The 25,531-nt window shown below is 66.0% G+C and carries 23 protein-coding genes; 14 read left to right on the top strand and 9 right to left on the bottom strand.

The genetic code is table 11. From position 1 onward, the window contains the following. The first annotated feature begins 8 nt into the window (after nucleotides 1-8). Nucleotides 9-1,409: an MFS transporter gene (locus CHB88_RS06850; RefSeq protein WP_089398577.1), complete on the top strand. Its 1,401-nt coding sequence runs from the start codon at nucleotides 9-11 to the stop codon at nucleotides 1,407-1,409. A gap of 59 nt (nucleotides 1,410-1,468) precedes the next feature. On the opposite strand, the gene CHB88_RS06855 is transcribed toward CHB88_RS06850, so the two are convergent. The 3 genes from CHB88_RS06855 to CHB88_RS06865 all read right to left on the bottom strand — a co-directional run bounded on the left by CHB88_RS06855 (nucleotide 1,469) and on the right by CHB88_RS06865 (nucleotide 4,801). Next, on the bottom strand, nucleotides 1,469-2,479 hold the full coding sequence (locus CHB88_RS06855; RefSeq protein ID WP_245844795.1) for a Bug family tripartite tricarboxylate transporter substrate binding protein: 1,011 nt from the start codon (nucleotides 2,477-2,479) through the stop codon (nucleotides 1,469-1,471). A gap of 90 nt (nucleotides 2,480-2,569) precedes the next feature. Further along, complete coding sequence (locus CHB88_RS06860; RefSeq protein WP_089398579.1) at nucleotides 2,570-3,406, bottom strand: metallophosphoesterase; 837 nt, start codon at nucleotides 3,404-3,406, stop codon at nucleotides 2,570-2,572. A 102-nt stretch (nucleotides 3,407-3,508) separates the two neighbouring features. Then, nucleotides 3,509-4,801: a M20/M25/M40 family metallo-hydrolase gene (locus CHB88_RS06865; RefSeq protein ID WP_281254985.1), complete on the bottom strand. Its 1,293-nt coding sequence runs from the start codon at nucleotides 4,799-4,801 to the stop codon at nucleotides 3,509-3,511. A 441-nt stretch (nucleotides 4,802-5,242) separates the two neighbouring features. Between CHB88_RS06865 and CHB88_RS06870 the strand changes: the two genes are divergently transcribed. The 3 genes from CHB88_RS06870 (at nucleotide 5,243) to CHB88_RS06875 (ending at nucleotide 6,833) form a co-directional block, all read left to right on the top strand. Continuing rightward, entirely contained in the window at nucleotides 5,243-5,659 is a 417-nt protein-coding gene (locus CHB88_RS06870) for a hypothetical protein (protein WP_089398580.1), read from the top strand. Between the two features lie 89 nt (nucleotides 5,660-5,748). Next, nucleotides 5,749-6,021 carry a hypothetical protein gene (locus CHB88_RS24255; RefSeq protein WP_143131154.1) on the top strand — a complete coding sequence of 91 codons (273 nt, stop codon included), beginning with the start codon at nucleotides 5,749-5,751 and terminating at the stop codon, nucleotides 6,019-6,021. Between the two features lie 449 nt (nucleotides 6,022-6,470). Continuing rightward, entirely contained in the window at nucleotides 6,471-6,833 is a 363-nt protein-coding gene (locus CHB88_RS06875; RefSeq protein WP_089398838.1) for a hypothetical protein, read from the top strand. 175 nt (nucleotides 6,834-7,008) lie between these two features. Here the strand turns inward: CHB88_RS06875 and CHB88_RS06880 are convergent, their stop codons facing one another. Continuing rightward, entirely contained in the window at nucleotides 7,009-8,616 is a 1,608-nt protein-coding gene (locus CHB88_RS06880; protein WP_176442354.1) for an ATP-binding response regulator, read from the bottom strand. 230 nt (nucleotides 8,617-8,846) lie between these two features. Between CHB88_RS06880 and CHB88_RS06885 the strand changes: the two genes are divergently transcribed. Then, nucleotides 8,847-9,611 (top strand): phytanoyl-CoA dioxygenase family protein, encoded by a 765-nt coding sequence (locus CHB88_RS06885; RefSeq protein ID WP_089398582.1) that lies wholly within the window; start codon nucleotides 8,847-8,849, stop codon nucleotides 9,609-9,611. Between the two features lie 186 nt (nucleotides 9,612-9,797). Continuing rightward, complete coding sequence (locus tag CHB88_RS06890; protein ID WP_089398583.1) at nucleotides 9,798-11,948, top strand: FUSC family protein; 2,151 nt, start codon at nucleotides 9,798-9,800, stop codon at nucleotides 11,946-11,948. Between the two features lie 86 nt (nucleotides 11,949-12,034). On the opposite strand, the gene CHB88_RS24260 is transcribed toward CHB88_RS06890, so the two are convergent. After that, on the bottom strand, nucleotides 12,035-12,256 hold the full coding sequence (locus CHB88_RS24260; protein ID WP_143131155.1) for a hypothetical protein: 222 nt from the start codon (nucleotides 12,254-12,256) through the stop codon (nucleotides 12,035-12,037). Between CHB88_RS24260 and CHB88_RS06895 the strand changes: the two genes are divergently transcribed. The 4 genes from CHB88_RS06895 (at nucleotide 12,255) to CHB88_RS06910 (ending at nucleotide 17,077) form a co-directional block, all read left to right on the top strand. Next, nucleotides 12,255-12,761 (top strand): DUF1269 domain-containing protein, encoded by a 507-nt coding sequence (locus CHB88_RS06895; RefSeq protein WP_089398839.1) that lies wholly within the window; start codon nucleotides 12,255-12,257, stop codon nucleotides 12,759-12,761. The genes CHB88_RS24260 and CHB88_RS06895 overlap by 2 nt on opposite strands. 48 nt (nucleotides 12,762-12,809) lie before the next feature. Further along, the gene (locus tag CHB88_RS06900; RefSeq protein WP_089398584.1) at nucleotides 12,810-13,322 is read left to right on the top strand and encodes a hypothetical protein; all 513 of its coding nucleotides are present in this window, start codon (nucleotides 12,810-12,812) and stop codon (nucleotides 13,320-13,322) included. A 558-nt stretch (nucleotides 13,323-13,880) separates the two neighbouring features. Further along, nucleotides 13,881-14,975 carry a calcium:cation antiporter gene (locus CHB88_RS06905; RefSeq protein WP_089398585.1) on the top strand — a complete coding sequence of 365 codons (1,095 nt, stop codon included), beginning with the start codon at nucleotides 13,881-13,883 and terminating at the stop codon, nucleotides 14,973-14,975. A 266-nt stretch (nucleotides 14,976-15,241) separates the two neighbouring features. After that, nucleotides 15,242-17,077: an FG-GAP repeat protein gene (locus CHB88_RS06910; RefSeq protein ID WP_089398586.1), complete on the top strand. Its 1,836-nt coding sequence runs from the start codon at nucleotides 15,242-15,244 to the stop codon at nucleotides 17,075-17,077. Between the two features lie 150 nt (nucleotides 17,078-17,227). Here CHB88_RS06910 and CHB88_RS06915 read toward each other — a convergent pair whose 3' ends face one another. Both CHB88_RS06915 and CHB88_RS06920 read right to left on the bottom strand, forming a co-directional pair. After that, the gene (locus CHB88_RS06915; protein ID WP_089398587.1) at nucleotides 17,228-18,052 is read right to left on the bottom strand and encodes an alpha/beta fold hydrolase; all 825 of its coding nucleotides are present in this window, start codon (nucleotides 18,050-18,052) and stop codon (nucleotides 17,228-17,230) included. A 58-nt stretch (nucleotides 18,053-18,110) separates the two neighbouring features. Further along, nucleotides 18,111-19,169 carry a LacI family DNA-binding transcriptional regulator gene (locus tag CHB88_RS06920; RefSeq protein WP_425436072.1) on the bottom strand — a complete coding sequence of 353 codons (1,059 nt, stop codon included), beginning with the start codon at nucleotides 19,167-19,169 and terminating at the stop codon, nucleotides 18,111-18,113. Between the two features lie 150 nt (nucleotides 19,170-19,319). Here CHB88_RS06920 and CHB88_RS06925 point away from each other — a divergent pair, with 150 nt between their 5' ends. The 4 genes from CHB88_RS06925 to hpaI are packed head-to-tail and all read left to right on the top strand — an operon-like array spanning nucleotide 19,320 to nucleotide 24,243. Then, nucleotides 19,320-20,321, top strand: a complete 1,002-nt coding sequence (locus CHB88_RS06925; protein WP_089398588.1) for a Bug family tripartite tricarboxylate transporter substrate binding protein — start codon at nucleotides 19,320-19,322, stop codon at nucleotides 20,319-20,321. Nucleotides 20,322-20,324: 3 nt separating this feature from the next. After that, nucleotides 20,325-21,884, top strand: a complete 1,560-nt coding sequence (locus CHB88_RS06930) for a UxaA family hydrolase (protein WP_089398589.1) — start codon at nucleotides 20,325-20,327, stop codon at nucleotides 21,882-21,884. A 43-nt stretch (nucleotides 21,885-21,927) separates the two neighbouring features. Further along, a complete protein-coding gene (locus tag CHB88_RS06935) occupies nucleotides 21,928-23,415 on the top strand; it encodes an NAD-dependent succinate-semialdehyde dehydrogenase (RefSeq protein ID WP_089398590.1) in 1,488 nt (495 codons plus the stop codon). 30 nt (nucleotides 23,416-23,445) lie between these two features. Beyond that, nucleotides 23,446-24,243: a 4-hydroxy-2-oxoheptanedioate aldolase gene (gene hpaI / locus CHB88_RS06940; protein ID WP_089398591.1), complete on the top strand. Its 798-nt coding sequence runs from the start codon at nucleotides 23,446-23,448 to the stop codon at nucleotides 24,241-24,243. A gap of 20 nt (nucleotides 24,244-24,263) precedes the next feature. Here the strand turns inward: hpaI and CHB88_RS06945 are convergent, their stop codons facing one another. Then, nucleotides 24,264-25,025 carry an anti-sigma factor family protein gene (locus tag CHB88_RS06945; protein ID WP_089398592.1) on the bottom strand — a complete coding sequence of 254 codons (762 nt, stop codon included), beginning with the start codon at nucleotides 25,023-25,025 and terminating at the stop codon, nucleotides 24,264-24,266. Beyond that, nucleotides 25,022-25,525, bottom strand: coding sequence for a sigma-70 family RNA polymerase sigma factor (locus tag CHB88_RS06950; protein WP_089398593.1), 504 nt, complete (start codon nucleotides 25,523-25,525; stop codon nucleotides 25,022-25,024). Before CHB88_RS06950 ends, CHB88_RS06945 begins: the two co-directional genes overlap by 4 nt. Nucleotides 25,526-25,531: the final 6 nt, after the last annotated feature.

Genomic DNA, 25,531 nt, shown 5'->3' on the forward strand with positions numbered 1-25,531 from the left:
GAACCATCATGACCCAGCCCTCCGCCGTTACTGCCGCCGGCCTCAAGCCGGCCGTCTCGCCCTGGCCCACTTTCTGGATCGCCAGCATCGCCGTGCTGCTGGTGTCGATCGACACCACCGTTCTGTATGCCGCCTTCGGCACGCTGCGCAAGGCTTTCCCGGCCGGCACCGCCGCCGACCTGTCGTGGGTGCTGAATGCCTACACCGTAACCTATGCGGCCATGCTGATTCCCTCCGGCGGACTGGCCGACGTCCACGGCCGCAAGAAAATGTTCCTGCTCGGCGCCGCCATCTTCCTCATCGGTTCGGGCGCCTGCGGCGCCGCCGGTTCGATAGGCATGTTGATCGCGGCACGGGTGGTGCAGGCGATCGGCGCGGCCTTGCTGACTCCGGCCTCGCTGTCCCTCATCCTGGATGCCTTCCCGCAGCAGAAGCGCGCCGTCGCCGTCAGCCTCTGGGGCGCGGTCGGCGGACTGGCGGCGGCGATCGGCCCGAGCCTCGGCTCGTTCATCGTCGATCTCTTCGGCTGGTCCTGGGCGTTCTACATCAACCTGCCGATCGGCGCGGTATCGCTCATCTGGGGCATCGGACTGCTGCGCGAATCGCGCATCGCCGGCAAGGTGCAGCATGTGGACCTGGTCGGCATGCTGCTGCTGATCGCCAGCGTCGGCGGCGCCGCCCTGGCGCTGACCCAGTCCGATGCCGGCCAGTGGACATCCGGACAGATCACGACGGTCGCCGCCGTCGCCGGCGCGGCCTTCGTCGCGTTCATCATCTGGGCCGCCCGGGTGCCGCATCCGCTGGTCGATCTGGCGCTGTTCCGCAGCCGTACCTACAGCGCGGTCAACCTCGCCACGTTCTGCTTCGCCGTCGCATTCGCGATGATGTTCTTCGCCTTCTTTTCCTACATGACCGGCATCTGGCATTACAGCCTGCCGCTGGCAGGCATTGCCGTCACGCCCGGCCCCCTGATGGTGGTGCCCACCGCCATCATCAGCGGCCGGCTGGCGGCAAAGCACGGGCACCGGCCCGGCCTGGTGATCGGATCGCTGGTGTATGCGGCGAGCGGATTGTGGCTGGCCCTGGTGCCCGGCACCACGCCCGCCTACTGGACGCAATGGTTTCCTGCCCTCATGCTCAGCGGCATCGGCGTTGGCATGGTGCTGCCCTCGCTGTCCGGCGCGGCGACGGCGCGCCTGCCGCAGCACCAGTACGGCGTCGGCAGTGCAGTCAACCAGGCGGTGCGGCAGATCGGGTCGGTGCTCGGTGTGGCGTTGACCGTGGTGCTGCTCGGGCATGAAACGCTGGCACGGGCGGACTTCGCCGTGCTGTATGGGATGCATGTCGCGCTGGCCCTGCTCACCGGGCTGTGCTGCCTTGCCGTCGACACGCGGCCGAGGAAACTGTAGCGACCTGCCGTTGGGATGAAATTGCTGGCGGGCCGCATGCTGCATGCCCGCCTGCCTGGTCAGTCTGCCGACATGCCGGCCTGGCGCGCCACCTTGCCCAGCCTGTCGTATTCCTTTGCACTGAGAGCGGCAAGTTCCGCCGCCGTCGAGCCGCGCGGCGTGAAGCCCGCCTGCAGCAGCTTTTCCTTCACCTCCGGCTGAGCCAGCGCCTCGTTGAATGCCTGGTTCAGCTTCTGCACCACCGCGGCGGGCATATTCGCCGGTCCGTACACGCCGAACCAGGGCTCCAGCTCGTAACCGCCGACACCGGCCTCGGCCATGGTCGGCACGTTGGGCAGCGAAGGCGAACGGTTCCTGCCGGCCACCGCCAGCGCGCGGATCTTCCCGGCCTGGATATGCGGCAGGGAAGCCGGCAGGTTCTCGAACATCACCTGCAGATGGCCGCCCAGCATGTCGTTGATGGCCGGCACGCTGCCCTTGTAAGGCACATGAACCAGGTTGGTGCCCGTCATCTGCGCAAACATCACCGCCGCCAGATGCATGGACGTGCCGACGCCGGCGGTGCCGTAATTCACTTCCGGCTGCTTCTTTGCATAGCTCACGAATTCCGCCACCGTCTTGACCGGCAGGCCGGGAACCACCTGCAGCACGATGGTGGAGGTGCCGAGCAGGCCGACGGCGGTGAAGTCCTTGCGCGGATCGAAGGGCATCTGCTTGTAGACATGCGGGTTGAGGGCATTGGTGGAAATGGCGCCGAAGCCGATGGTGTAGCCGTCCGGCGCCGACTTCGCCACCGCATCCATGCCGATGTTGCCGCCGGCGCCCGGCCGGTTCTCGATCACGACCGGCTTGCCAAGTTTCTCGCCGACCTTCTGGCCGACGGTGCGGGCGACCAGGTCGGTGGTGCCGCCGGGCGCATACGGAACGACGAAGCGGATCGGCTTGCTGGGATAGTCGCTGCTCTGCGCAGCCGCATCCGCGGCGGCGAGGAAAAGGCCGCCGAGCAGCGCGCCGCATGCGGCGGCGCCGGAATGCAGGAAGCGCCGTCTTGCCATCAGTCTTGGTGTCATGGGTCTCATCGATGAAGTGAAGTGGAGGATTGTTGTTCTTCTAGCGCCCGGATGATGCCAGAAGACCTGCAGCCGCATTGGGAAAGCGCTTCAAGGAAGCTCGATCACGAAAGTCTCACGAAACGCCTTGTCTTCGCCCTTTTCGGGATAGCCGCGCGGGTTGGCCACCACCCTGCAGGAAAACGGCTTCCCTGCCTCGACGCCGGAGACGACGAAATCATTCTCGCAGTGCAGATGTCCGTGGATCCACATGTCGGCACGCGGCAGGAGATGGTCGAGCGCATTGCAGAAGCCGGCGGTGCCCGGCGTGACGCCATAGCGCGGATCAGCGCTGCCCAGCGTGGGGGCGAAATGGGTGACGGAGACGGTGGTGCCGTCGAAGGGAATTGCCAGCGCATCGTTCAGCCAGCGCTGGCAATCGAAAGCCAGTTCGCGGATATCCTCGGCCAGCATGGGCTTGCCGTTTCTCAGCGTGGTGTTCTTGCTCAGGTAAAAGTTGGCTGCGCGGCAGGCCTTCTCCAATGCCTTGATCCGCTCTGCCTCCGATTTCTTGTCCTTGGCGAGGGATTCGAAATCGCTCCACAAGGTGGTCCCGACGAAACGCACCGACCCGACGGTGATGACCTCCCGCTCCAGCCATTCGATGCCGAGCGCATCGCAGGTGCGGCGCAAGCGGGCATAAGTGGCGTCGAAATCCAGCGCATCGAATTCATGGTTGCCGGGCAGGTAGAAGACGCGCGGCCATTTCGCCTGCGGCCCGCGCGGCGAGAAGCGGCCGAGGCCGAAGTCGTCATCCTGCAGTTTCGATCCCGCCTGATAGGAGCCGATGTCTCCCGCCAGCAGCAGAATATCGACGCCTGGCGCGGCGGGCGGCACGTAGGTGGGATAGTTTTCGAGATGGAGGTCGGAGACGAGCTGGATGCGCATGGCCCTATGCTACCAAAACGCGGCTCGGGCTATCGGCGGCAGGGCCACGGGCTGGTGCCGGAAGCGGTCGACGGATGGGCTGCATCGACCGCTTCCCCGCGCTCATCGCGATTCGCCTGCCCCGCGCGAAAATTCCATGATGAGCTTGGTGGCGAGATACAGCCGCGGCTCGATCGAATCGATGAGGATGTATTCATCATCATTCGAATGCGCGCCGAAAGACAGCAGGCCGAAGCGCTCCAGCACCGCCTTTTGGTTGCCGAGCGCGGCGAAGGCGGCATCGGTGCCGCCGCCCTGGACGGCATCATCCACCATCAGGGTCTTGCCGAGTTCGGCGTAGATCTTCTTCGCCTGCTCGCCCACCGCCACCGATGCCGGTCGCAATTCCAGCGGCGGACGGCGGCGCTCGAATGTCATCTCCACCTTGGTGTCGGGAATGAGCTGCTTCTTGATGGTCTCGCGCAGGCGCGCTTCCAGGCCATCGTAGTCGGAGACGCGGACCACCCGCACATCGGCCGCCGCCTCCGCTTCGGCCGGAATGACATTGCGGTTGGTGCCGCCGGAGATCATGGTCCAGTTCATCTTCAAGCCCTTGGAAGGCTCGGAGAAATCCTTAGTTTGCAGCACCTGGTGGGCGAGCTCGTAGATCGCGTTGCGGCCGCGCTCCGGCGCGGACCCGGCATGCGATGCCTTGCCGGTCACCTTGAGCGTGACCGCCGCGATGCCGGCGGTGGCGAGCGACAGCTGGTCCTTGGCGGCGGGCGAGCCCTCGTGCGACATGGTCAGGTCATGCTCGGCGCCGAGCTTGGAGAAATAGGTGCGCGCCGCCGGCGAACTGATTTCCTCGTCGCCGTTGATCAGCACCGTCAGCGTGCCGTAGTCCTTGAAATCGAGCGCCTTCAGGGTCGCCAGCGTATGCAGGATCACCGCGATGCCGGCCTTGTCGTCGCCGATGCCGAGTCCATAGGCGCGATTGCCGTCGATGCGGAAAGGCTGCTTGGCCAGCATGCCCTTCAGATACACCGTGTCCATGTGCGCGATGAGCAGGATCTTCTTGCTGCCCGTGCCCTTGAAGGTGGCGCGCACCATGCGGCCGATCTTTTCCGGCGTGTCGTGCATGCGGTAGATGTCGGCGCCCGGCTCGATGAATTCCACTTCGCCGCCCAGGGCGCGCAAGCGGTCGAAGATCAGCTGCGACAGCTTGTCGAGTCCTTCCTTGTCCTTGCTGCCGGATTCGATCGACACCAGGTCCTTGAGCGTGCCCAGCAGCGGCTCCTTCTGCTTCTGCACCTGGGCATAAATCGCTTGATCGGGCGCGGCGGCGGCGAGCGTCGTCCAGCACATGGCGGCGGCGAGAAAGGCGTGGCGTATGTATCGATTTCTTTTGTTTTGCATTTTTCTGGTCATCGAAATGGGCATCGGCTTGCATGCTGCACATGTAGGCTGCGACTCCTCAGCATGCCCTGCCCGGTTAATGAATGCTTCGTTGGAGCCGCACCATAGCCTACTGGAAAACCGACGACCCCACCAGCCATCGGGCGCATGCTTCCATTCTCGGGCTTGCGCTAACGCAGACGGCGCCAAAGGCCGATGCCGCCTTGCGAACCGACGCGATGCTAAGATAGGCCGCCCCAATCGCCCCAACCGGCTAGTCACCGCCTCGTCACCGCCTGCCATGCGGCGCCATGCAAGTGCTTTCCTCCGCTCGTGGGAAAGCGTGCTCGAACCGGGCGCGGCATGACCCATTCATTCAATGCACACATGAGCCGCTTCTTCATTCGCCGCTGCCGGCGTACTCTCGCAGCAATCATCGCGATGGGCGTTCTTGTTTCAGGAATGAACCTCGCCCTCGCCGACGCGGCATTGTCGACCCGGTATGGATTGCTCCAGACGGTGGTCGATGCCCAGAGCGGGCGCGGCCAGCTGATCTTCAACGGCAAGCCGGTGTTCGTCACATCCACCGCCGCGGCGGCTTACCGACTCGTGCCGGCGCCGGCGCAAGGATCGAATGATTTTGCGGTCATGGAAGAGCAACTGCCGGATGCAAGCTGCGCCTACCGCCATACGCTCATCCGGATCGGCCCCGAGCGCCAGACCACCGTCACCCCGCCCTTCGGCGCCTGCATGCGGCTGTCCGGCACGCGCCCAGCGCCCCAGGGCGTTGAAGTCATCACGCAAGGAAGCGATCAGCGCGAGCATGTGTACTTCTGGCGAGGAACCGGGCCGGTGCGGGAAAGCGTGCCGACGAGATGAAAGCCGCGGCCATCGCTCAGCCTCTACAGGCCGCAAGCATGGTGCGCCTCGCCTGCAGCGGTCAGTGATCTTTCCTTGATGATCTTTCCTTGAAGCCTCGCCGCATTGCTGGCGCCGCTTGCCGCTGCGCCGCCTACCTGCTGCCCGATCCGCCCTCTGCTCCCTTCTCTGCCCACTTGCAGCAATCGGGCAGCGCGAAAGCAATTCTGCTGTCGGCATCGATCAACAGGCTGAAACAGGACTTTGCCGCCTCCGATCACTTCCCACGAATGACTCGCTCCCGCACCGCTTTGCCGGCCTTTCCGCTTGTGCCAGAAGACGAAGCCTTTCATAAGCCGCGCACCAACCGGGGTCTCGAATGAATGCCGCCTGATCCGAACTAACAATCCCGAATTGACGCTCTTCCGTAGCCTGCAGACCTTTGTTGGCAAGCTTGGTGCGCGGGCTGGTCGTAACGCGGCATGAAGTTAGTTCACTTTGAGCGACGGTTACGCCTCGGTCGTTGAGACGATGCCGCAGCCTATGTCCGGCGCCTGCCAGCAGTGTATGGTCACGTCCGGATGCCGGCCAGTGCAGACGCCGTATGGCCGTTCGGCGGCGAGCCGCTGAAGGCGGGTGTCTGCCGGGCGATCTGGGATCCAGCCTGGGAATGCAAGGGCCGGGAGGCAGGCGATGCAATCGGCGTGTAGCGCGGATTTGTCGCAATGTGTCTGATGTAACGGTTTGACCGGAAAGCCGCCGGGCCGCGCGTCTCTTCCTATACTCAAGTCATCCCGCGGCTTACAGCGGGCAACTCGAGAAGGTGACCATCATGTCGAAGCTATTCATCGCCCTTGCCGCAAGCTCCACCCTGCTCTTGCTCAGCGCCGACGCGTTGGCGCACGCCGACGTCACGGTCAGCATCGGCACGCCGGGCGTCTACGCCGTCCCGGCGCCCGCGCCGGTCTATACCCCGGCGGCGCCGGTGATGGTGCGGCCGGTTCCGGTGCGCCGGGAGTACCGCGAAGAAGTCTGGGCGCCGCATGCCTACCCTGTGATGCGCCCGGTGCCGCGCCATGGTCCACGCGGCGACCAGGACAGGGACGGCATTCCGAATTTCCGGGATCGTGATCGCGACGGCGACGGCATCCCCAACCGCTGGGATCGCCGACCGGCCGACCCCTACCGCCGCTGATCCGTCACGCTCGGGATATCCGGCGCCGTACCCGGTGGCGGGCGGCGCGAAACGCTTTCTCCCTGCGGACGAAGGCCGCGCTCGAGCAGTGCGAGCCTTGTCGCCATCGCCTTGTCGCCATTGTTCGTCGCCCTCGCGACGAACATCAAAAAACCTTAGTAACGGCGCGGAAAGATCAGGCAGCGGCGGCTTTCGCCGCATGGCCCGACCGCATGGCCGGTATCTGTTGCAGCGTCATGGCAAGCCGCGCCGCATCGACCGGCTTGGTGAAGTGGTGGTCGAACCCTGCCTCCCGCGCCTGGCGGATATCATCTTCGGTGCCATAGCCGGTGAGCGCGATCAGGGTGGTGTCGGCATGGCGCCCCATGGCCCGGATATGCTTCGCCAGCGCGTAGCCGTCCATTTCGGGCATGCCGATATCGAGAATCATGGCATCGAAGGCCTGCACGCGAGCGCGCTCGAGGGCGCGGCGCGGATTGAACAGCGTGGTGACCTGGTGGCCCTGGGAAGAGAGCAGCAGGCTCAGGCCGCGGGCCGCATCTTCATTGTCGTCGACCACCAGCAATTCGAGCCCGCCGGACGCCCGCCGCTGCGCTGCCTGCGGTGCCGGCGCCTGCTGCGGCACTGCCCGCTGCCCATGGTCGGCCGCACTGGGCAGATGGATGGCGAACACGCTGCCCCTGCCGAGCCCATCGCTGTACGCGGAAGCCCGGCCGCCATGCAGCGTGACGATGGACTTGACGATGGCCAGGCCGAGCCCGAGCCCGCCTTGCGACCGGTCCGCCGTGCGCTTCGCCTGAACGAAGGAATCGAAAATGAACGGCAGCAGTTCGGCGTTGATGCCCATGCCGTTGTCCTGCACGCTGAGCCCGACCTCGCCGTTGCAGACGTCCAGGCGCACCACGATGTCGCCGCCCTCGGGCGTGTATTTCGCGCTGTTGGCCAGCAGGTTCGCCACCACCTGCACCAGCCGCGTCTGGTCGCCCTCCACCCAGACCGGCGCGTCCGGCAGCTGCAGCGTCAGGCGGTGCTGGCGTTCGCTGATGACAGAGCAGGCTTGCTCGACCGCTTCATTGATGGCCACGACGAAATCCATCGGCCGCTTCGACACGGTGATCATGCCGCGGCTGATGCGCGAGACGTCCAGGATGTCGTCCACCAGCTTGGTCATGTGCCGCACCTGCCGAGCGATGACGTCCGTCGTCTGGGCATGCCGCCTTTCGTTTTCCCGGACGAAGGGCAGCAGGTCGGCGGCGGTGCTCATGCCGGCCAGCGGATTGCGCAGCTCATGCCCCAGCATCGAGATGAATTCGTTCTTCTGCTGCTCGGCCGCTTCCTTCTGGAGATCCGCATGCCGCAACTGCGCGTCGCGCTCTTGCACCTGGCGCATGGCCGACGCGAGTTCTTCCGCCTGCAGCGCGTTCCTGCCGCGTTCCGCCCTCACCTGCCAGGCGAGGAAGCCCATGCCGGCGCAGACGCCGGAAAAGCTCAAAAGATGCGCCGCCCCATACAGCGGGTGAATGATCGGCTCGCTGCTGCCGAGGACCAGCAAGGAGCCGGCCAATGCCGCCATCACGCCGGTCACGACGGCGCCAGCGAGCCCGAAGCGAATCGCCATGACCGCAACGGGCAGGGCCAGGAAAAGAAAGGGTTCGGTTTCGCCCAGCAGGGGATTGAGCGCATGGCGCAGCACGCCTGCTGCGATCACGATAACGGCAGCGAACGCATAGCGGTTGCGCAGGAACGCCAGCCGGCCGGCGAGACTTCTCAGCTTTGTGAACATCAGTGCGCTCATCCCATGAGGATTGAAAAGCGTGGTGGACGGATTTCGTACCAGTTCGATGCAAGCTCTCGGACGAACCAATCATACATTGCAGCAAGAGTCGCTTTGCGGCCCGAGATGTGTAGCGGAAAGAAAATTGATCTCCGTCAATCAGGCCGGGCCGAGGCGTACGAGCCCAAATTACGGTACCGTTATGCCTGTTTCGTTAACGGCTTCGAGAGGAACGCCAGGTGTCGCTGACCGCATCGCAAATCGAGCAATTCAGGCAGGATGGCTTTTTGATATTCAGATCACTGGCGGCGCCGGAAGCCTGCGCGGCCATGCGCGACGTGACCGAGGCGCATCTGCGCGACGAGGTGCCCCCCCTGGAGTATGAAGCCGACGTCGGCTATGCCGGCGCGCCGGCCTCACGCGATGCCCCGGGCGGGCGGACGGTGCGGCGCCTGCGCGGCGCCTATCATCGGCATCCCGTGTTCCGCGACTGGGCGGAAGACCCGCGCATCGCCGCGGCGCTGGCGCAGTTGTTCGGCGAGCCGGTCCGGCTGACGCTGGCCCATCACAACTGCGTGATGACCAAGCACCCCCGCTTCAGCACCGCCACCGGCTGGCACCGCGACATCCGCTACTGGTCCTTCCTGCGCAACGATCTGATCTCGGTCTGGCTGGCCCTGGGCGATGAAGTCGAATCGAATGGCGCTCTCAAGGTCATCCCCGGCTCGCACCGGCTCGACATCCGGCGCGAGCAGCTCGACGATCTGGATTTCCTGCGGCCGGAGCATCAAGAGAACCAGCGCATCTTCACCGGCGGCATCCCGGTCGAGCTGAGACAGGGCGACGTGCTGTTCTTCCACAGCGGTCTGTTCCATGCCGCCAGCGAGAATCATGGCAACGAGACCAAGCAATCCGTGGTGTTTGCCTATCACGGGCGCAGCAATGAAGCGCTGCCGGGCAGCCGTTCGGCGGCGGCCGGCCATGTAGCGCTGGGGCCGGAGTAGCGGGCGGGCTCGACAGCGCCTCGCGGCTGCTTCCGCTTCGCCGTCGCGGCGGCACCGGCTGCCTGCTTTCACGCATGCCGTCCGGCATGGTGAACTGCATCGAGCCCGCTGCGTCAACCCAGTTTTGACAAACCAATACCGGCCGGCGGCGTCTCAACCATGTCGCCCATGCCGATCTAGCCATCGATGCACTACGCGCTATCACCCCGGACCTTTTTCTTCAGCCATTATTTTTACACCGGCTTGCGCATCGCCACCGGCGTGGTGGGCATCGCCGTGACCGCGGCGCTCACCGCCGGCACGCAGACGGCAGTGCCGATCGCCTTCGGCGCGCTGTGCACCAGCCTGATGGACCTGCCCAGCCCGCTGCGGCACAAGTTCAACGAGATGCTGGCCAGCGTGCTGCTGTGCTCGGCGATCGCGCTGATCGTCAGCCTGTGCACGCCGCATCCCTGGTTGCTGACGGCGGCGGTCGGCATCATCAGCTTCATCGCCAGCATGCTGGTGGTCTACGGACGCAAGGCGATGCCGCTGCAGTTCGCCGCCCTCTTCACCATGCTGCTGATGGGCGAGGCGCCGGTGGATTTCAGCCGGGCGCTGCTGAGCTGCGTCCTGTTCTTCGTCGGCGGACTGGGCTACCTGCTGTATGCCATGGCGGTGTCCTGGAAGCTGCGCATCCGGATCCGGCAGCAGGTGCTGGCCGAATCGCTGTACGCGCTGGCGCGTTACATGGAGATCAAGGCTGTCTTTTACCGCGAGGACGCCGATCCGCAGCAGCAGTTCGCCAGGTTGGTGCAGCAGCAAGTGGTGCTGGCTGAAAAGCAGCAGGCGTCGCGCGACCTGATCCTGCGCGCGCATGCGGCGGAGGGCGGCGCGCTGGTACGGGTGCACTATGCGATGATCGACCTGTACGAAACGGCGCTCGCCCTGCATACGGATTATGCGTCGCTGCGGCACCACTTCGCCGGGTCGGATGTCCTGCCGGCACTGGAAGCGCTCGCTTCCCGGCTGGCCGCTGACATCGAGTCGGTGGCCTATGCCATGGCCCGCGGCGGCCAGCCTCCCGTCCTGCAGGACTGCGAGCCGGAGATGCAGGTGCTGCGGCGCGCGCTGGACCGCTTCGCCACCGGCCCTGCGCCGGCTGACCGGGAAGCGCATGCGGTATTGCAGATCACGGTCGGAAAGGCGGGCGAACTGATCGCGTCGGTCGCGCGGCTGCATGGCGCCATGGCCGGCGGCTCGTCCCTTCCCCTCCCCTCCGGATCCATCCCGGCGCCGCTGCTGAGCGTCCAGCGCTACGAGCTGCGGACCCTGTGGGCGGAAATGCGGATGGCATCGCCCACCTTCCGGTATGCGCTGCGGGTGGCGCTGGCCATCTCCTTCAGCCTGGCGGTGTCGCGACTGCTTCCCTATGCCGCGCACGGCTACTGGATCGCGCTCACCGTCGCCGTGGTGCTGAAGCCGAACTTCAGCCTGACCCGCCAGCGGCGCCGGGACCGGGTGCTCGGCACGCTGATCGGTTGCGTGATCACCGCCATCGTGCTGCAGATTTTTCATTCGCCGCTGGCCTTGCTCGCCTGCCTGTTCGTGGCGACCGCCGCCGGCCCCAGTTTTCTCCACATCAAATATCGGTACACCGCGGTGGCTGCCACGGTGCAGGCATTGATCCTGATCGGCCTGACGACGCCGGCAGCGACGCAGGCGGTCTACGAGCGGCTGGCGGATACCCTGGTCGGCGCCTTGATCGCGACTTTCTTCAGCTATGTGCTGCCGTCGTGGGAGGTCCAGAACCTGCCGCGGCTGGTGGCCCTGGTGCTGGCGGCGAACCGGTCCTATGTGTCGGCCTGCCGCCAGCTCCTGCTGCGGCAGGTGCCGGACGACGCCGAGTACCGGGTCAGCAGGAAGCGGTTCATGGACCGGATCGCCGGCTTGAGCGGCGCCATCCAGCGCATGGGCGAAGAGCCGGCGGACAAGCAGTACCGGGCGGCGGACCTGAATCGCTTCGTGGTCCGGAATTACCTGCTGGTCTCCCACTGCGCCGCCATCCGCCTGCTGCTGCAGCGCCATCCCGACCCTGCCGCAGACGGCGCGCTCGGCGATTTCCTTGCCCGGGTGTTCGGCGAGGTGGAAGCGGCGCTGGACGCGGCGCTGAAGGCTGTCGGCCCAGCCACCGCGTCGATGCCCGTTGCGGCGGATGCGCGCGAGGCCGCGCCGGCAGCGCCCCGGGACTGGCCTCAGGCCGCGCTGCTGCAGCGCCGCTCCGCGCTGCTGAAACGCGACGCCGGCGAAATATCCGCCCTGGTGAAGGCCATGGAATTGCACCAGGCGCCCGGTTGATGCACGCCGCTGCCGGCAGGCCGGTGCATGCGGCCGGCCGCGGGAATGGCTGCTGAAACGCGACCCTGCGCAGCGGATCGCATTGCCTATTCTCCGTGCCGCCGGATCGCGCTCGGCGCTTGCGCGCCGCGGATCATCGAAATGCCAATCGCGATGCAAATCCGAAAGAATGGGCAGGCGCATGATGCAGCCTTCCGCGCCGCCGGCCCGGCTGCCGATCCAGCCATGAACACGGCATTGCGGCCGGCAGTTTCCGTGAAATTGACTATACTGGGTTTACGCATCAGCGGCACCGAGGAGGTGGCCATGCGACATCGTCTCTATTACCTTCTGCCGGACATGGCGAGTGCGCGGCGCGTGCTCGACGACATGCTCCTGAACCGGGTGGAGGTGCGCTATCTCCACTTCATCAGCCATCGGGAAGAACTGGGGCCCGACCTGCCCGAGGCGAGCTTCCTTTACAAGACCGACGTGGTGCACGGCGCCCAGGCCGGCATGCTGGTCGGCGCTGTGCTCGGCGTGGTGCTCGCCGCCGCCGCTGCCAGCTATTTTTCGCCCGAATCGCCGGCGCCGCTGGCAATCCTGATCACGCTGGTCTGCACCCTGTTCGGCGCCTGGTCGGCCAGCATGGTGGCAGCGGCCTTGCCGAATTCCCGGCTCAAGGCCTTCTATCCCGACCTCGAACGAGGACGCATACTGCTGATCGCCGACGTGCCCGCGCGCCGGGTGGCCGACATCGAGAAGACGATGGCGGAGCGGCACCCCGACATCCGTTTCGGCGGCGAAGCGCCGGAAGTGCCCGTCTTTCCCTGACATGCAGGCCGGAAGCGCCATCCCGTCCGGCCCGCGGAGGACAGCGACATGGAACATCACCTGAAACTCTATCGGTGGTCGCCGACCGGGCTCGACTGGCCGGCGGCGATCGTTGCCGGCCTCGTCGGCGGCGCCACCCTGATGGTCATGGAATTGTTGTGGCTGGCCACCAGCGCGACGGATTCGCCCTGGGCGATTTCCGACATGATCGCTGCCATCGTGCTCGGGCCGGACGTGCTGCATGCCGCCGGCTTCGACTGGCGCATCGCGGCAACCGCGCTGATCACCCACTATGCGCTCGGCATCCTGTTCGCGCTCGTGCTGGCAGCCCTCTTTCTAGCCTTGCATCTCCATGAAAACCCGAGCCTGATGCTGCTTGCCGGCGCCGTCTTCGGCGCGTTGCTATACGGCTTCAACTTCTATGTGATGGTGCGCGCATTCCCGTGGTTCGCGGAATTGAGGAGCGGCACCGCGTTCATTGCCCACATCATTTTCGGCATGGTGACGGGCGCGATGTATCTCTACCTGCAGCAGCACAGCCGGCTGAGATCGATCGCTTGAGCGGGTGGCTCGCCGCTGCGGAACCGACGCGGCCCCGCAGCGGCGCGGCATGCTTGCGGATTGCCCCAGAGCCTGAAATTCCATGGTCCGGTTTCCACCTTGACCATGGAATGCCCGTTGCCTGGCGCCATCGGTGCAGCATGTCTTCTTGATACCGCCGTCACCGGAGCGCCACAGGAAGCCGGATAAGCGTTGACGCCGATGGCGGGATGAGGTCTACTCCTGTTTCCCACAGGAATCTCTTTTCGACGGATTGCTGTGGCATCAACTAGAAAGCTCCCGGCTACATGAAGGCCGGACCTGCCACCCCGGGCGCCGCAAGGTCCTCGGGGTTTTTCTTTGCCGGCTCCCAAGAGTTCGACGGGCCTGCCGCCGGTTCCGACCGGCGCAGTGATCGTCGACGCTTCCGAACCATGCGCTGCCACACTGCCGCCCCTTTTCGGTTCTCGACTGGCCGGTGCGCCGCGGCTTCTTGCAGGAGGCATGGTCGGATCACTATTGGCGAGCCGAAGCCCGTTTGTTGCTAAGATGCGTTGTCTCTGGCACAACGCATCGTTCATGAAACTTTCCTCCACCCTGCCCGCCTGGTCGATCGCCGCGCCGGCGCTTGCCTGGATACTGCTCGCGCTTTCCTTTCTGGGGGTGGGCGATGCGCTTGGCGTCGCCTTTACCTTCATCCTGGCGGCCGGGCTTTTTGCCGGCGTCATCGCTTCGGTATTTCATGCCGAGGTGGTTGCCCATCGCGTCGGAGAGCCCTACGGAACGCTGGTGCTGGCGGTGGCGGTCACGGCGATCGAAGTTGCGCTCATCGTCGCGCTGATGATTTCCGGGGGTGAGCAGGCGGCCGGGCTGGCGCGCGACACGGTGTTCGCCGCGGTCATGATCATTCTGAACGGCATGGTCGGCTTGTGCCTGCTGGCAGGCGGACAGCGCCACGGCGAGCAGACCTTCAGCCTGTACGGCGTATCGGCATCCCTCGCCACGCTGGCGGCGATCGCCGTGCTGACGATGGTGCTGCCGAATTACACGACGACGACGCCGGGGCCGGTCTACAGCCGCAGCCAACTGGCCTTCATCGCCGTGGTCTCGCTGGTCCTATACGGCACCTTCGTCCTGGTGCAGACGGTGCGCCACCGCGAGTACTTCCTGCCGGCTTCCAACGCAGCCGACGATGAGGCCCATGCCGAGCCGCCGCCGGCGCGGATGGCGGCCATCAGCGCGGCGCTGCTGCTGGCCTGCCTCATCGCCGTCGTGCTGCTCGCGAAGTCCTTGTCTCCCGCGCTGGAAGCGGCCGTGGCCCGCATCGGCGCGCCCGAGGCCCTGGTCGGCATCATCATCGCCATCGTGGTCCTGCTGCCGGAGAGCATCGCCGCCTATCAGGCGGCCCGCGCCAACCGCCTGCAGACCAGCCTGAACCTCGCGCTGGGTTCGGCCCTGGCCAGCATCGGGCTGACCATTCCCACGGTCGCCATCGTCTCGCTGGCCACCGGCTGGACGCTCTCGCTCGGCATCGACGTCAAGTCCACCGTCCTGCTGGTGCTGTCCATCATCGTCGCCACGCTGTCGCTCGGCACGGGACGCACCACCGTCATGCAGGGAGCGGTCCATCTCGTCATCTTCGCGGTCTATCTGTTCACCACCATCGTTCCCTGACAGGCAATCGCCGAAGACCCCGGCCGTCTCCCTGGCCCGTTTATGCTGACAGCCCCTTGAACGAGAGGGCGAGCGCGGCTGCGACTCAGGCCCATCCAGTTCCGCATTCGTGAGAAGCCTTATTCCCGTCGATTTCCTTGCGTGCGGTTTGCTTCATCCGCATGACCTATGCCACGTTTCGAAATCGGGCGTCTGCCAGTAACGTTAGGCATTTGTATGGTCGGGGACTCATCTCGACCAACTTCTCCGGGAGAGGATTCAAGCGTATGCGATTACAACGCTTTGCAAACCATTGGATCAAGCACGTTTGCCTTGGCATATGCGCAATTGCATTGACGGCGCTCGCCGCGTGCGGTGGCGGTGGCGGTGGTGAAAGCGCGGGCAGCGTTGCGAGTGCGCTTCCGCCAGCCGAGGCGCCGGCGCCGACCTTGACCCTGGGCATGAAGGAAGTGTGCTTGTCCTGGGCGGCGGTCAGCGGCGCCACGGCGTACCAGCTGCTGGAAAGCGCCGATGGCATCTCGCCGTTCGCGCCGGTGGGCGACCCTTTCACCGGCACGAGCGTGAATCACCCGATTGCGCTGTACCAGCGGGTCAATGCGCGCTACAAGGTAAAGGCCTGCAATGCGGCTGGCTGCACTGAATCGGCCGTGAAGCCATTGAGCGGTTCGCTGGCCGAAGCAGTAGGCTACTTCAAGGCCTCCAATACGAATGGCGGGGCATCCTTTGGCTCTTCGATTGCGCTGTCGTCGGACGGCGCGACGCTGGCGGTTGGTTCGCCATTCGAGAATAGCAGCGCCACCGGCGTCAATGGCGACCAGGCGGATGCGGGAGCCGTAAATAGCGGCGCCGTCTATGTGTTCACGAAAGCCAATGGTGAATGGCGCCAGCAGGCTTATGTGAAGGCCTCGAACACGGGAACTTCGGATTATTTCGGCACCACGGTCGCACTGTCCGCGGACGGCAGCACATTGGCAGTGGGCGCCTATCAGGAAAGCAGCGCAGCCGCTGGAATCAATGGCGACCAAGCCAGCAACAGCGCGTTTTCCAGCGGCGCCGTCTATGTGTTCAGCCGGAGTGGCAACACATGGAGCCAACAAGCGTATGTCAAGGCATCCAATGCCGAAACCGGCGACGGTTTCGGCATTTCGGTTTCCCTTTCCGGTGATGGCAATACGTTGGCCGTAGGCGCGCTCGATGAAGACAGTGCGGCCACGGGCATCAATGGCGACCAGAGCAGCAACGGCGCTTCGGGCAGCGGCGCGGTATATGTGTTTGGCCGAAGCGGCAATGCGTGGAGTCAGCAGGCCTATATCAAAGCGTCCAATTCCGAAGCGGGCGACGCCTTCGGCAGGTCGGTCGCCCTTTCCGCCGACGGCAATACCCTGGCAGTCGGTGCTGATTTCGAAGACAGCGCCGCCACCGGCATCAACGGGGACCAATTGGACAATAGCGCTGCCAGCAGTGGTGCGGCTTACGTGTTCATTCGCAGCGGCAATTCATGGAGCCAGCAAGCCTATCTCAAAGCTTCCAACACAGGCGCCAATGCCAGGTTCGGCATATCGCTGGCGCTGTCCGCGGACGGCGATACGCTGGCGGCGGGCGCGTTCTCGGAAGGCAGCGCAGCCACGGGCATCGACGGCGATCAGAACAGCAATGGCGCGCCGAACAGCGGCGCGGTGTATGTCTTCATCCGCAGCGGAGGCGTCTGGAGCCAACAGGCGTACGTCAAGGCTTCGAATACAGGAGCGGGCGAAAACTTCGGCTATGCCATTTCAATTTCTGGAGATGGAAATACGCTGGCCGTGGGAGCCGAGGGAGAAAGAAGCGCAGCCATCGGCTTGAATGGTAATCAAGCCGACGACACGCTTGGCAACAATGGCGCGGTGTATGTGTACACGCGCAAGGGCGCCACATGGACACAGCAGGCATACATCAAGCCAAGCGCATCGTCGGCAAACAATTTCTTCGGCACGCCTCCGGCGCTGTCGGGAGATGGGAAGACACTCGCGGTAGGCGCCTCGGGCGACGGCAGTGATGCCTCGGGCATTGGCGGCGCACGGAACAGCAATGCGCCTTTTAGCGGAGCGGTCTATCTATATTGAGCCGGCTGTTTTTCCCGGACCCGGAATTCGCGTGAGAATGAATCGAGTAAAACCCCATTTCGATTTCGATACCGCCTCCAAAATTCCGGGCATGCCGGCCGGCCGCTCAGGCGGTTCATTGCGTGCTATGGCTACGGGAGCCGGTTTCGACTAGGCTCCGAGGAATCGTTTCAGAAAACCTGACACCAGGCGCAGGATTTCCTCGGGCCGTTCCCGATGCGGCACATGGTAGGCGCCCGCGATGATTTCGGCGCGGGCGGGTCCTCCGCTCAGCCGCGCGATCATCTCGGGGTGGCGGTTCGATCCGTACTCGTCATGCTCGCCATGGAGCGCCAGCACCGGACACATCACCGCCGGCAGCACGTCGGCGATCGACCATGAGGCAAACGCCGGACTGAGCCAGGTCTCGGTCCAGGCATCCACCACCCATCGCGCCTTGTCGCCGTGGTATCTCCGCAGCCGGTCCAGCTGCCTTTCATCCTTGAATTGCTCCCGTGCGGCGGCGATATTGCGCAGCGTCTGGTCTTCCGCGAAAGCCTGCGCCGATTCGGTGATCAATGCGAGGCAGGCCGGACCGAAATCGACCGCGCAATGCACCGCCATGCCGCCGCCGACGCTGTGGCCGAAGGCGATGAAGCGGTCGAAGCCGAAATGCGCCTTGACCGCGGGGAAATAGGTCTTCGCCTCGTCGGCGACGAAGCCGACTGCGGGCAGGTCTGCGCGCGGATCGGATTTGCCGAAGCCCAGCCGGTCGTAGGCGATCACGGTTCTCCCCGCCGCCGCGGCGAGCTGGGCCGGAAATTCGCGCCACAGGTCGACGCAGCCCAGGGAGTCATGCAGCAGGACGATGGGCGCCCGTTCCGAGGGATGGCCAAGTTGGCCTGGCGGATGCCAGGCGCGGGCGAAGAGTCGGCCCCGGGGATGTTCGACCCAGGCATCGGAGATTTGCAGACTGTCGGCGTTGAAGTTGGACATGGAAGATGGATGGGTTGCTTGGTCAATCAATGCGCGGAAATTCGCCCTTGCCGAATCCTCAGGTGCTGGCGCGCTCGATGAGCTGGAAGCCGACATCGACCACCGGCTGCGCCACTGCCTTGCCTTCGATGCGGTCCATCAGCATGGAGGCGGCCAGGGCGCCGATGCGGCTGCCGTCGATGCGCACCGTCGACAGCGGAGGATCGGTGTCGACGGCGAAAGCGAGATCGCCATAGCCCAGCACGCGCAGCTGTTCGGGCACGCGGATGGCGCGGCTGCGCGCCTCGATCAGCACGCCGAGCGCCAGGCTGTCGGCGGCGCAAAACACCGCCCCGAGATCCGGCTGCCGCGCCAGCAATTCCTGCAGCGCGCGGCGTCCGTCGCCGAGGCGGGTGGGCGCGGCGACGGGAAGGATGGGAACCTCCATATCGGCCAGCCGGCGCACCGCATCCCTGAAGGCATGGGCCCGGGTCATGGCGCGGCGGTCGTCCGGCGTGATCACCGCCACCGGGCGCGTTCCGGCCTGGCACAAGTACTCGGCGGCGGCACGGCCCACCGCGTCGTGGGAAAAGCCGACCAGCATGTCGATCGGTTGCGGCGTCAGGTCCCAGGTTTCGACCACCGGAATTTCCGACGCCTGCAGCAGCTGTCGCGTCTTCCCGGAGTGGAGCACGCCGGTCAGCACCACGCCGGCCGGCCGCCGGCCCAGCACTTCCTCGATCAGCGGCTCTTCCTGGGCTTCGTCGTAGCTGCTCTGGCCGATCAGCAGCTGGTAGCCGCGCTGCCGCAGCGTAGCCGTCATCGCCTCCATGGTTTCCTGGAAGACCGTGCCGCCGATGTTCGGCACCAGAGCCACCACCAGATGGCTGCGGTTGGAGGCCAGCGAACCCGCCACCAGGTTGGGGATGTAGCCGGTCTCGCGCACCGCTTCCTGCACCCGCCGCAGGGTCTCGGGCGACACGAGATGCGGATGGTTGAGGGCGCGGGAAACGGTTACCTTGGTGACGCCGAGGCGCTCGGCAAGCTGCTTCAGGGTAATGTGACCCGAGGCGCGGCGCGGACGCCGGGCTTCCTGAGAGGTCGGGTCGGCTGGCAAGGCTGAGGAAGGCTTATTCAATGGAAATCTCGCAAGGGTTGCAGCGATTGTAGCAATTCCCCGGTTTATCGGTTAGCATATGTTACCGGTTACAGTTACCGATAACATGCAGACTGCGACGAAGCAGGACGGACCGGGTCAACCGAACGCATTCCATCCAAGGAGACAGAGATGACGACATCCCCCTTCAATCCCAAACGCCGTCGCCTCATGCTGGGCGCGGCAGGCCTTGCCGGCACCGGCCTGCTGCCGGCCGCCGCGGCGCTCGCCCAGTCCTACCCGAACCGTCCGATCACCTTCCTCTGTCCGTGGCCGGCCGGCGGCACTGCCGATGCGACGATGCGCGTGCTGACCAAGGAAATGGCCAGGCACCTGGGCCAGCCGGTGGTGTTCGAGAACCGCCCGGGCGCCTCCGGCATGATCGGCTCGCGCGCCATCGCCGCGGCGGCGCCGGATGGCTACACCATCGGCCAGATTCCGATCTCCGTCACCCGCTTCTCCCAGCTCGGCACCGTCAATTTCGATCCGCTGAAGGACTTCACCTACCTCGCCCGCACCTCCGGCCAGACCTTCGGCATCGTGGTGCGCAGCGACGCCAAGTACAAGACCCTGGCCGACCTGGTCAAGGATGCGAAGGCCAATCCGGGCCGCATCAACTATGGCAGCGCGGGCGTGGCCGGCGCCACCCACGTCGGCATGGAAGAGTTCTGCCTCGCCGCCGGCATCAGGATGAACCATGTGCCGTACAAGGGCGGCGCGCCGGCGCTCACCGACCTGCTCGGCGGCCAGCTCGACGTGCTGGTCGATTCCAGCTCCTGGGCGCAGTACGTCGAGACCGGCAAGCTGCGCCTGCTGGCGACCTGGGGCGCCGAGCGCCCGCCGCGCTTCAAGAACGCGCCGACGCTCAAGGATGCCGGCTACGACGTGGTGGTGGATGCGCCCAATGGCGTCGGCGCGCCGGCCGGCCTGCCGCCCGAGGTGGAAGCCAGGCTGCGCGACGCGCTGCGCAAGGCGGTGGCCAGCGCCGAGTTCAGGCAGGCGTGCGAGAAGATCGACGCTCCGGTGATGTACCAGGATGCCGCCGACTACCGCAAGTTCGTGCTCGAACAGTATGTGCATGAAAAGCGCCTGATCGAGAAGCTCAACCTCAAAGAACAAATCAAGAACGGCTGATCCATGACTTCAACCACCGTCCGGGACCCGGTTTTCCCTATGCTGCCGCTGATCCGGCTGCATGCGGCCGACAACGTGCTGATCGCGCGCCAGCCGCTGGCCATCGGCCAGCAGATCGACATCGGCGACGGCGTCGTGCGCATGAAGGCGCAGGTGCCGGCCGGCCACAAGGTGGCGGCGCGGCGCATCGCCCGCGGCGAACGCGTGCTGAAGTACGACACCGTCATCGGCGTGGCGATGCGCGACATCGACTGCGGCGAGCATGTCCATGCGCACAATATCGAGCTGGTCGACTATGACCGCGACCCGGCCTTCTGCCAGGACGTGCGCCCGGTGGACTACGTGCCCGCGCATGAGCGCGCCAGCTTCATGGGCATCGTGCGGCCGGACGGCCGCGTCGGCACCCGCAACTTCATCGGCCTGTTCTCTTCGGTGAACTGCTCCGCCACCGTGATCAAGAAGATCGCAGAGTGGTTCACGCCGGAGCGCCTGGCCGACTATCCGAACGTGGACGGCGTGGTGGCCTTCGCCCAGACCAGCGGCTGCGGCATGTCGTCGCCCAGCTATCACTTCGAGGTGCTGCAGCGGACCATCGCCGGCTATGTGCGCCACCCGAACCTGGGCGGCGCCGTCATCGTCGGCCTCGGCTGCGAGCGCAACCAGGTGGCCAACCTGGTCGAGGCGCAGGGACTGCAGCCCGGCCCGCTGCTGCACACCATGGTGATGCAGGAAGTCGGCGGCACCCGCGCCACCATCGAGGCCGGCATCGCGGCGGTGCGCGAGATGCTGCCCGCGGCCAATCGCGTCGAGCGCCGCCCGGTGCCGGCCAGCCATCTCAAGATCGGCCTGGAATGCGGCGGGTCGGACGGCTTCTCCGGCATCACCGCCAACCCGGCGCTGGGCGCGGCGATGGACATCCTGGTGCGCCATGGCGGCACCGCCATCCTGTCCGAGACGCCGGAAATCCACGGCGTGGAAAACATGCTGACGCGCCGCGCGGTGACGCCGGAAGTCGGTCGCAAGCTGCTGGCGCGCATCGAATGGTGGAAGGAATACACGCGCGGCCAGAACGCCCAGTTCAACGGCGTGGTCGGCCACGGCAACCAGGCCGGCGGCCTCGCCAACATCTTCGAGAAATCGCTCGGCTCGGCAATGAAGGGCGGCACCACGCCGCTTCAGGCGGTGTACGAGTATGCGGAGCCGATCGACACCGCCGGCTTCGTCTTCATGGACTCGCCGGGCTACGATCCGGTCGCCTCCACCGGCCAGATCGCCAGCGGCGCCAACCTGATCTGCTTCACCACCGGCCGCGGCTCGATGTTCGGCTCCAAGCCGGCGCCGACCATCAAGCTGTCCAGCAACACGACCATGTACCAGCGCCTCAAGGAAGACATGGACATCAACTGCGGCCGCATCCTCGACGGCGAACTCACGGTGCAGGAGATGGGACAGGTCATCTTCGACGACATCCTGCGCTACGCTTCCGGTGAAAAGACCAAGAGCGAGCTGCTCGGCCTCGGCGACCATGAATTCATTCCCTGGCACCTCGGCATCGTCAGCTGACCTTCGTTCAATCGCCCAACATAACGACCCCCACGCAACCGCCATGACCCTGACACTGAGCCGTCCCGACCTGCTCCGCCACGAGAGCTTCCTGAACAATGAATGGGTGCGCTCCGGCCGCACCTTCGCCGTGACCAACCCGGCCACCGGCGAGGTGCTGGCGGACGTGCCGGACTGCGGCGAGGAAGAAGCGCGGGCCGCGGTCGACTGCGCCCAGCGCGCCTACCAGGCGTGGCGCAGGGTGGTGGCGCGCGACCGCGCCGCCCTGCTGCGGCGCTGGCACCAGCGCATCCTCGACAACCAGGAAGACCTGGCGCGCCTGATCTCGCTCGAGCAGGGCAAGCCCCTGGCGGAGAGCCGGGGCGAAGTCGCCTACGGCGCTTCCTATGTCGAATGGTTCGCCGAGGAAGCCAAGCGCGCCTATGGCGACGTGATCCCGCAGCAGCACAACGGCCGGCGTCTGCTGACCGTGCGCGAGCCGGTCGGCGTGGTTGCCGCCATCACGCCCTGGAACTTCCCGATGGCGATGATCGCGCGGAAGATCGCGCCGGCCATCGCCGCCGGCTGCGCGGTGGTGGCCAAGCCGGCGGAAGACACGCCGCTGACCTCGCTGGCCCTGGTAAAGCTGCTGCAGGAAGCCGGCGCGCCGGCCGGCCTGGTGAACATGCTGACCACCTCTCGCGCCCGGGCATCGGTGCTGGCCGACGTCTGGCTCGCCGACAGCCGGGTGCGCAAGATTTCCTTCACCGGCTCCACCGCCGTCGGCAAGCATCTCGCCCGCGAGAGCGCGCCAACGCTGAAGAAGCTGTCGCTGGAGCTGGGCGGCAACGCGCCCTTCATCGTGTTCGACGATGCCGACCTGCATGCGGCGGTGGACGGCCTGATGGTGGCCAAGTTCCGCAATGCCGGCCAGACCTGCATCTGCCCGAATCGCGTCTACGTGCAGCGCGGCATCCATGATGCCTTCGTCGCGGCGCTGAGCGAGCGGGTGCGCCAGCTCAAGGTCGGCCCGGCCAGCAATGCGGCCAGCCAGATCGGTCCGCTCATCAACCTGCGCGCGCTGGAAAAGGTGCAGGAGCATGTGGCGGATGCGGTACTGCAGGGCGCATCCATCGCCGTCGGCGGCAAGGTGTTCGAGTCGCAGGAAGCGCCGGGCGGGCATTTCTATGCGCCGACGGTGCTGACCGGCGTGACGGCGGCCATGCGCATGTCATGCGAGGAAACCTTCGGCCCGGTGGTGCCGGTGACGGCGTTCGACGGCGAGCAGGAGGCGGTGGCCCTGGCCAACGACACGCCCTACGGCCTGGCTGCCTATGTCTACACCCGCGACATCGGCCGCGCCTGGGAACTGGGCGAGGCGATCGAGGCCGGCATGGTGGCGGTGAACGATGGCGTGCTGTCCACCGAGATCGCGCCGTTCGGCGGCATCAAGGAATCGGGCTATGGCCGCGAAGGTTCGCGCTACGGGCTGGAGGAATACATGCACATCAAGTATCTTTGCCACGGCAACCTCGACCGCCCGCGCGGCTGATTCCGTCCACCACCTTACCCGGAGCAACCCATGCAGAATTCCTTCAAGGCCGCGATTCAAAGCGGCAAGCCGCAGATCGGCTTCTGGCTGTCGCTGGCCAATCCCTACACCGCCGAAATCTGCGCCACCGCCGGCTATGACTGGCTGCTGATCGACGGCGAGCATGCGCCAAACGATGTGCGCAGCGTCCTGGCGCAGCTGCAGGCGGTCGCGCCCTATCCCGGCCATCCCATCGTGCGGCCGGTGGCGGGTGAGGCGCCGCTGATCAAGCAGATGCTGGACATCGGCGCGCAGACACTGCTGGTGCCGATGATCGATACCGCCGAGCAGGCGCGGGACATGGTGAAGGCGGTGCGCTATCCGCCGCACGGCATCCGCGGCGTGGGTGCGGCGGTGGCGCGGGCGTCGCTTTGGGGCGATCGCGGCGATTACCTGCAGCGGGCCAACGACGAGGTCTGCCTGCTGGTGCAGGCGGAGACCGCCACCGCCCTCGACAACCTGGAAGCCATCTGCGCGGTGGACGGCGTCGACGGCGTGTTCATCGGCCCGGCCGACCTGTCGGCCTCGCTCGGCCACCTCGGCAACCCCGGCCATCCGGACGTGCAGCAGGTGATCGACGACACCATCCACCGCATTCTCAAGAGCGGCAAGGCGGCCGGCACCCTGACCTCCGACATCGCGGCGGCCAGGCGCTATCTCGACATGGGCTGCCAGTTCGTCGCCGTCGGCATCGACACCCGGGCGCTGGCCGGCTCGGTGCGCGCCCTGCGCGCCGAATTCAAGGACGGCCCCGCCATCGCGCCGACGCAAAAGAACGCCGTCTACTGAAGCAGCTCAACCGATGTGCATCAGCGGTTGAGCTGGCGGTACACCAGCGTCGTCAGGCGCAGCATCTCGTCGCGGCCGGTCTTGCCCGACAGCGCGTAGCCGAAGCCGCCGTCGATCCAGTAGAAGACGTCGATGCCGTTCTCGTTGGCGTAGCGGAAGGAAGCCGGCTCCGCGCCCGCCGTTCCAGGCTGGACGTACAGCGTGAGGCGCTGGCGCTTCTCATCTTCGTACATGAACTGCGCCACCTCGCCCGTGTCGCCGGGCAGCAGCCGGCCTCCCACGAGGTGGAAGCCGGCGGCATCGAGACGCGGCGGCTTCAGGGGCGCGCCCAGGCGTTTCGACAGCCATGCGCTCAGGTGCGCTTCCTGGTCCGCGCCCACCTCCACCGGATGCCTGACCTCGGGCGCGTACACCGCATGCGCTACCGCCGCCATGCGCGGCAGGGAAGCGGCAACTGCGCGGTCGGACGGCGATGATGCCGTCGCGCCGTGCATCAGATAACCGGCCAGCCCGCCGACCAGCAGCCAGGCCACGGCGGCAAGTCGCTTCACGTCCGGCCAGCGCGGCGCATTGGCCGCCGGCATGAGGCGCGCGGGCACGGGCATCTCCAGCACCGCGTCGTAAGCGCCGTGGAGGCGGCCCGACTGGCGCCGCCACGCCTCCACCTGCTCGCGCCGTTCCGGATGCGCGTCCAGCCAGGCTTCCACCTCGGCCCGGCGCGGCGCATCGAGCCGATCGTCGGCGTAGCCGTGGAGGTCTTGTTCCGAGATCGGCGCGCTCATGATCGAATCACCTGGAGATGGGGAACCGCTTCTCCGGCCAGGATGGCCCTGAGATGCGCGCGGGCGCGGGACAGCCGCGACATCACGGTGCCCAGCGGAAGCCCGAGCGTGCCCGCGACTTCCTTGTACGAAAGCTCTTCGAGTCCGACCAGCAGCAGGATCTCGCGCTGCTCCACCGGCAGCAGCGCCAGCGCGCGGTCCAGGTCGCGCAGTTCGAGGCCATCCGTTTGATGCGGCGGGTCGCAGAGCCCGGCAAAGTCCTCTTCATTGCCATATTCGACGCGCCGCTCGTGCCGCAACTGGTCGACGTGCAGGTTGTGCATGATGGAGAACAGCCAGGGGCGCAGTTCGCGCCCGCGCTGCCAGAACCGCCATTTCTCGATGGCCCGCTCCAGCGTCTCCTGCACCAGGTCATCGGCCGCATCCATCCGCCCCGTCAGCGCGCGGGCATACCGGCGCAGGCGGGGTATTTCTGCAACGATCGCGTCGCGGCTATTCACGTTGCG

The organism is Noviherbaspirillum humi, from assembly GCF_900188095.1.
GTDB classification, from domain to species: Bacteria; Pseudomonadota; Gammaproteobacteria; order Burkholderiales; family Burkholderiaceae_D; genus Noviherbaspirillum; species Noviherbaspirillum humi.

Coding starts and splice junctions, on each gene's coding strand:
- CHB88_RS24260 (WP_143131155.1), bottom strand. CDS start 12,256: ATGGCCACCTCCTCGGTGCCGCTGATGCGTAAACCCAGTATAGTCAAT.
- CHB88_RS06945 (WP_089398592.1), bottom strand. CDS start 25,025: ATGAGCGCGCCGATCTCGGAACAAGACCTCCACGGCTACGCCGACGAT.
- CHB88_RS06895 (WP_089398839.1), top strand. CDS start 12,255: ATGCGACATCGTCTCTATTACCTTCTGCCGGACATGGCGAGTGCGCGG.
- CHB88_RS06890 (WP_089398583.1), top strand. CDS start 9,798: ATGCACTACGCGCTATCACCCCGGACCTTTTTCTTCAGCCATTATTTT.
- CHB88_RS06905 (WP_089398585.1), top strand. CDS start 13,881: ATGAAACTTTCCTCCACCCTGCCCGCCTGGTCGATCGCCGCGCCGGCG.
- CHB88_RS06925 (WP_089398588.1), top strand. CDS start 19,320: ATGACGACATCCCCCTTCAATCCCAAACGCCGTCGCCTCATGCTGGGC.
- CHB88_RS06935 (WP_089398590.1), top strand. CDS start 21,928: ATGACCCTGACACTGAGCCGTCCCGACCTGCTCCGCCACGAGAGCTTC.
- CHB88_RS06860 (WP_089398579.1), bottom strand. CDS start 3,406: ATGCGCATCCAGCTCGTCTCCGACCTCCATCTCGAAAACTATCCCACC.
- CHB88_RS06870 (WP_089398580.1), top strand. CDS start 5,243: ATGAACCTCGCCCTCGCCGACGCGGCATTGTCGACCCGGTATGGATTG.
- CHB88_RS06900 (WP_089398584.1), top strand. CDS start 12,810: ATGGAACATCACCTGAAACTCTATCGGTGGTCGCCGACCGGGCTCGAC.
- CHB88_RS06915 (WP_089398587.1), bottom strand. CDS start 18,052: ATGTCCAACTTCAACGCCGACAGTCTGCAAATCTCCGATGCCTGGGTC.
- hpaI (WP_089398591.1), top strand. CDS start 23,446: ATGCAGAATTCCTTCAAGGCCGCGATTCAAAGCGGCAAGCCGCAGATC.
- CHB88_RS06865 (WP_281254985.1), bottom strand. CDS start 4,801: ATGCAAAACAAAAGAAATCGATACATACGCCACGCCTTTCTCGCCGCC.
- CHB88_RS06910 (WP_089398586.1), top strand. CDS start 15,242: ATGCGATTACAACGCTTTGCAAACCATTGGATCAAGCACGTTTGCCTT.
- CHB88_RS06850 (WP_089398577.1), top strand. CDS start 9: ATGACCCAGCCCTCCGCCGTTACTGCCGCCGGCCTCAAGCCGGCCGTC.
- CHB88_RS06930 (WP_089398589.1), top strand. CDS start 20,325: ATGACTTCAACCACCGTCCGGGACCCGGTTTTCCCTATGCTGCCGCTG.
- CHB88_RS06880 (WP_176442354.1), bottom strand. CDS start 8,616: ATGTTCACAAAGCTGAGAAGTCTCGCCGGCCGGCTGGCGTTCCTGCGC.
- CHB88_RS06855 (WP_245844795.1), bottom strand. CDS start 2,479: ATGACACCAAGACTGATGGCAAGACGGCGCTTCCTGCATTCCGGCGCC.
- CHB88_RS06875 (WP_089398838.1), top strand. CDS start 6,471: ATGTCGAAGCTATTCATCGCCCTTGCCGCAAGCTCCACCCTGCTCTTG.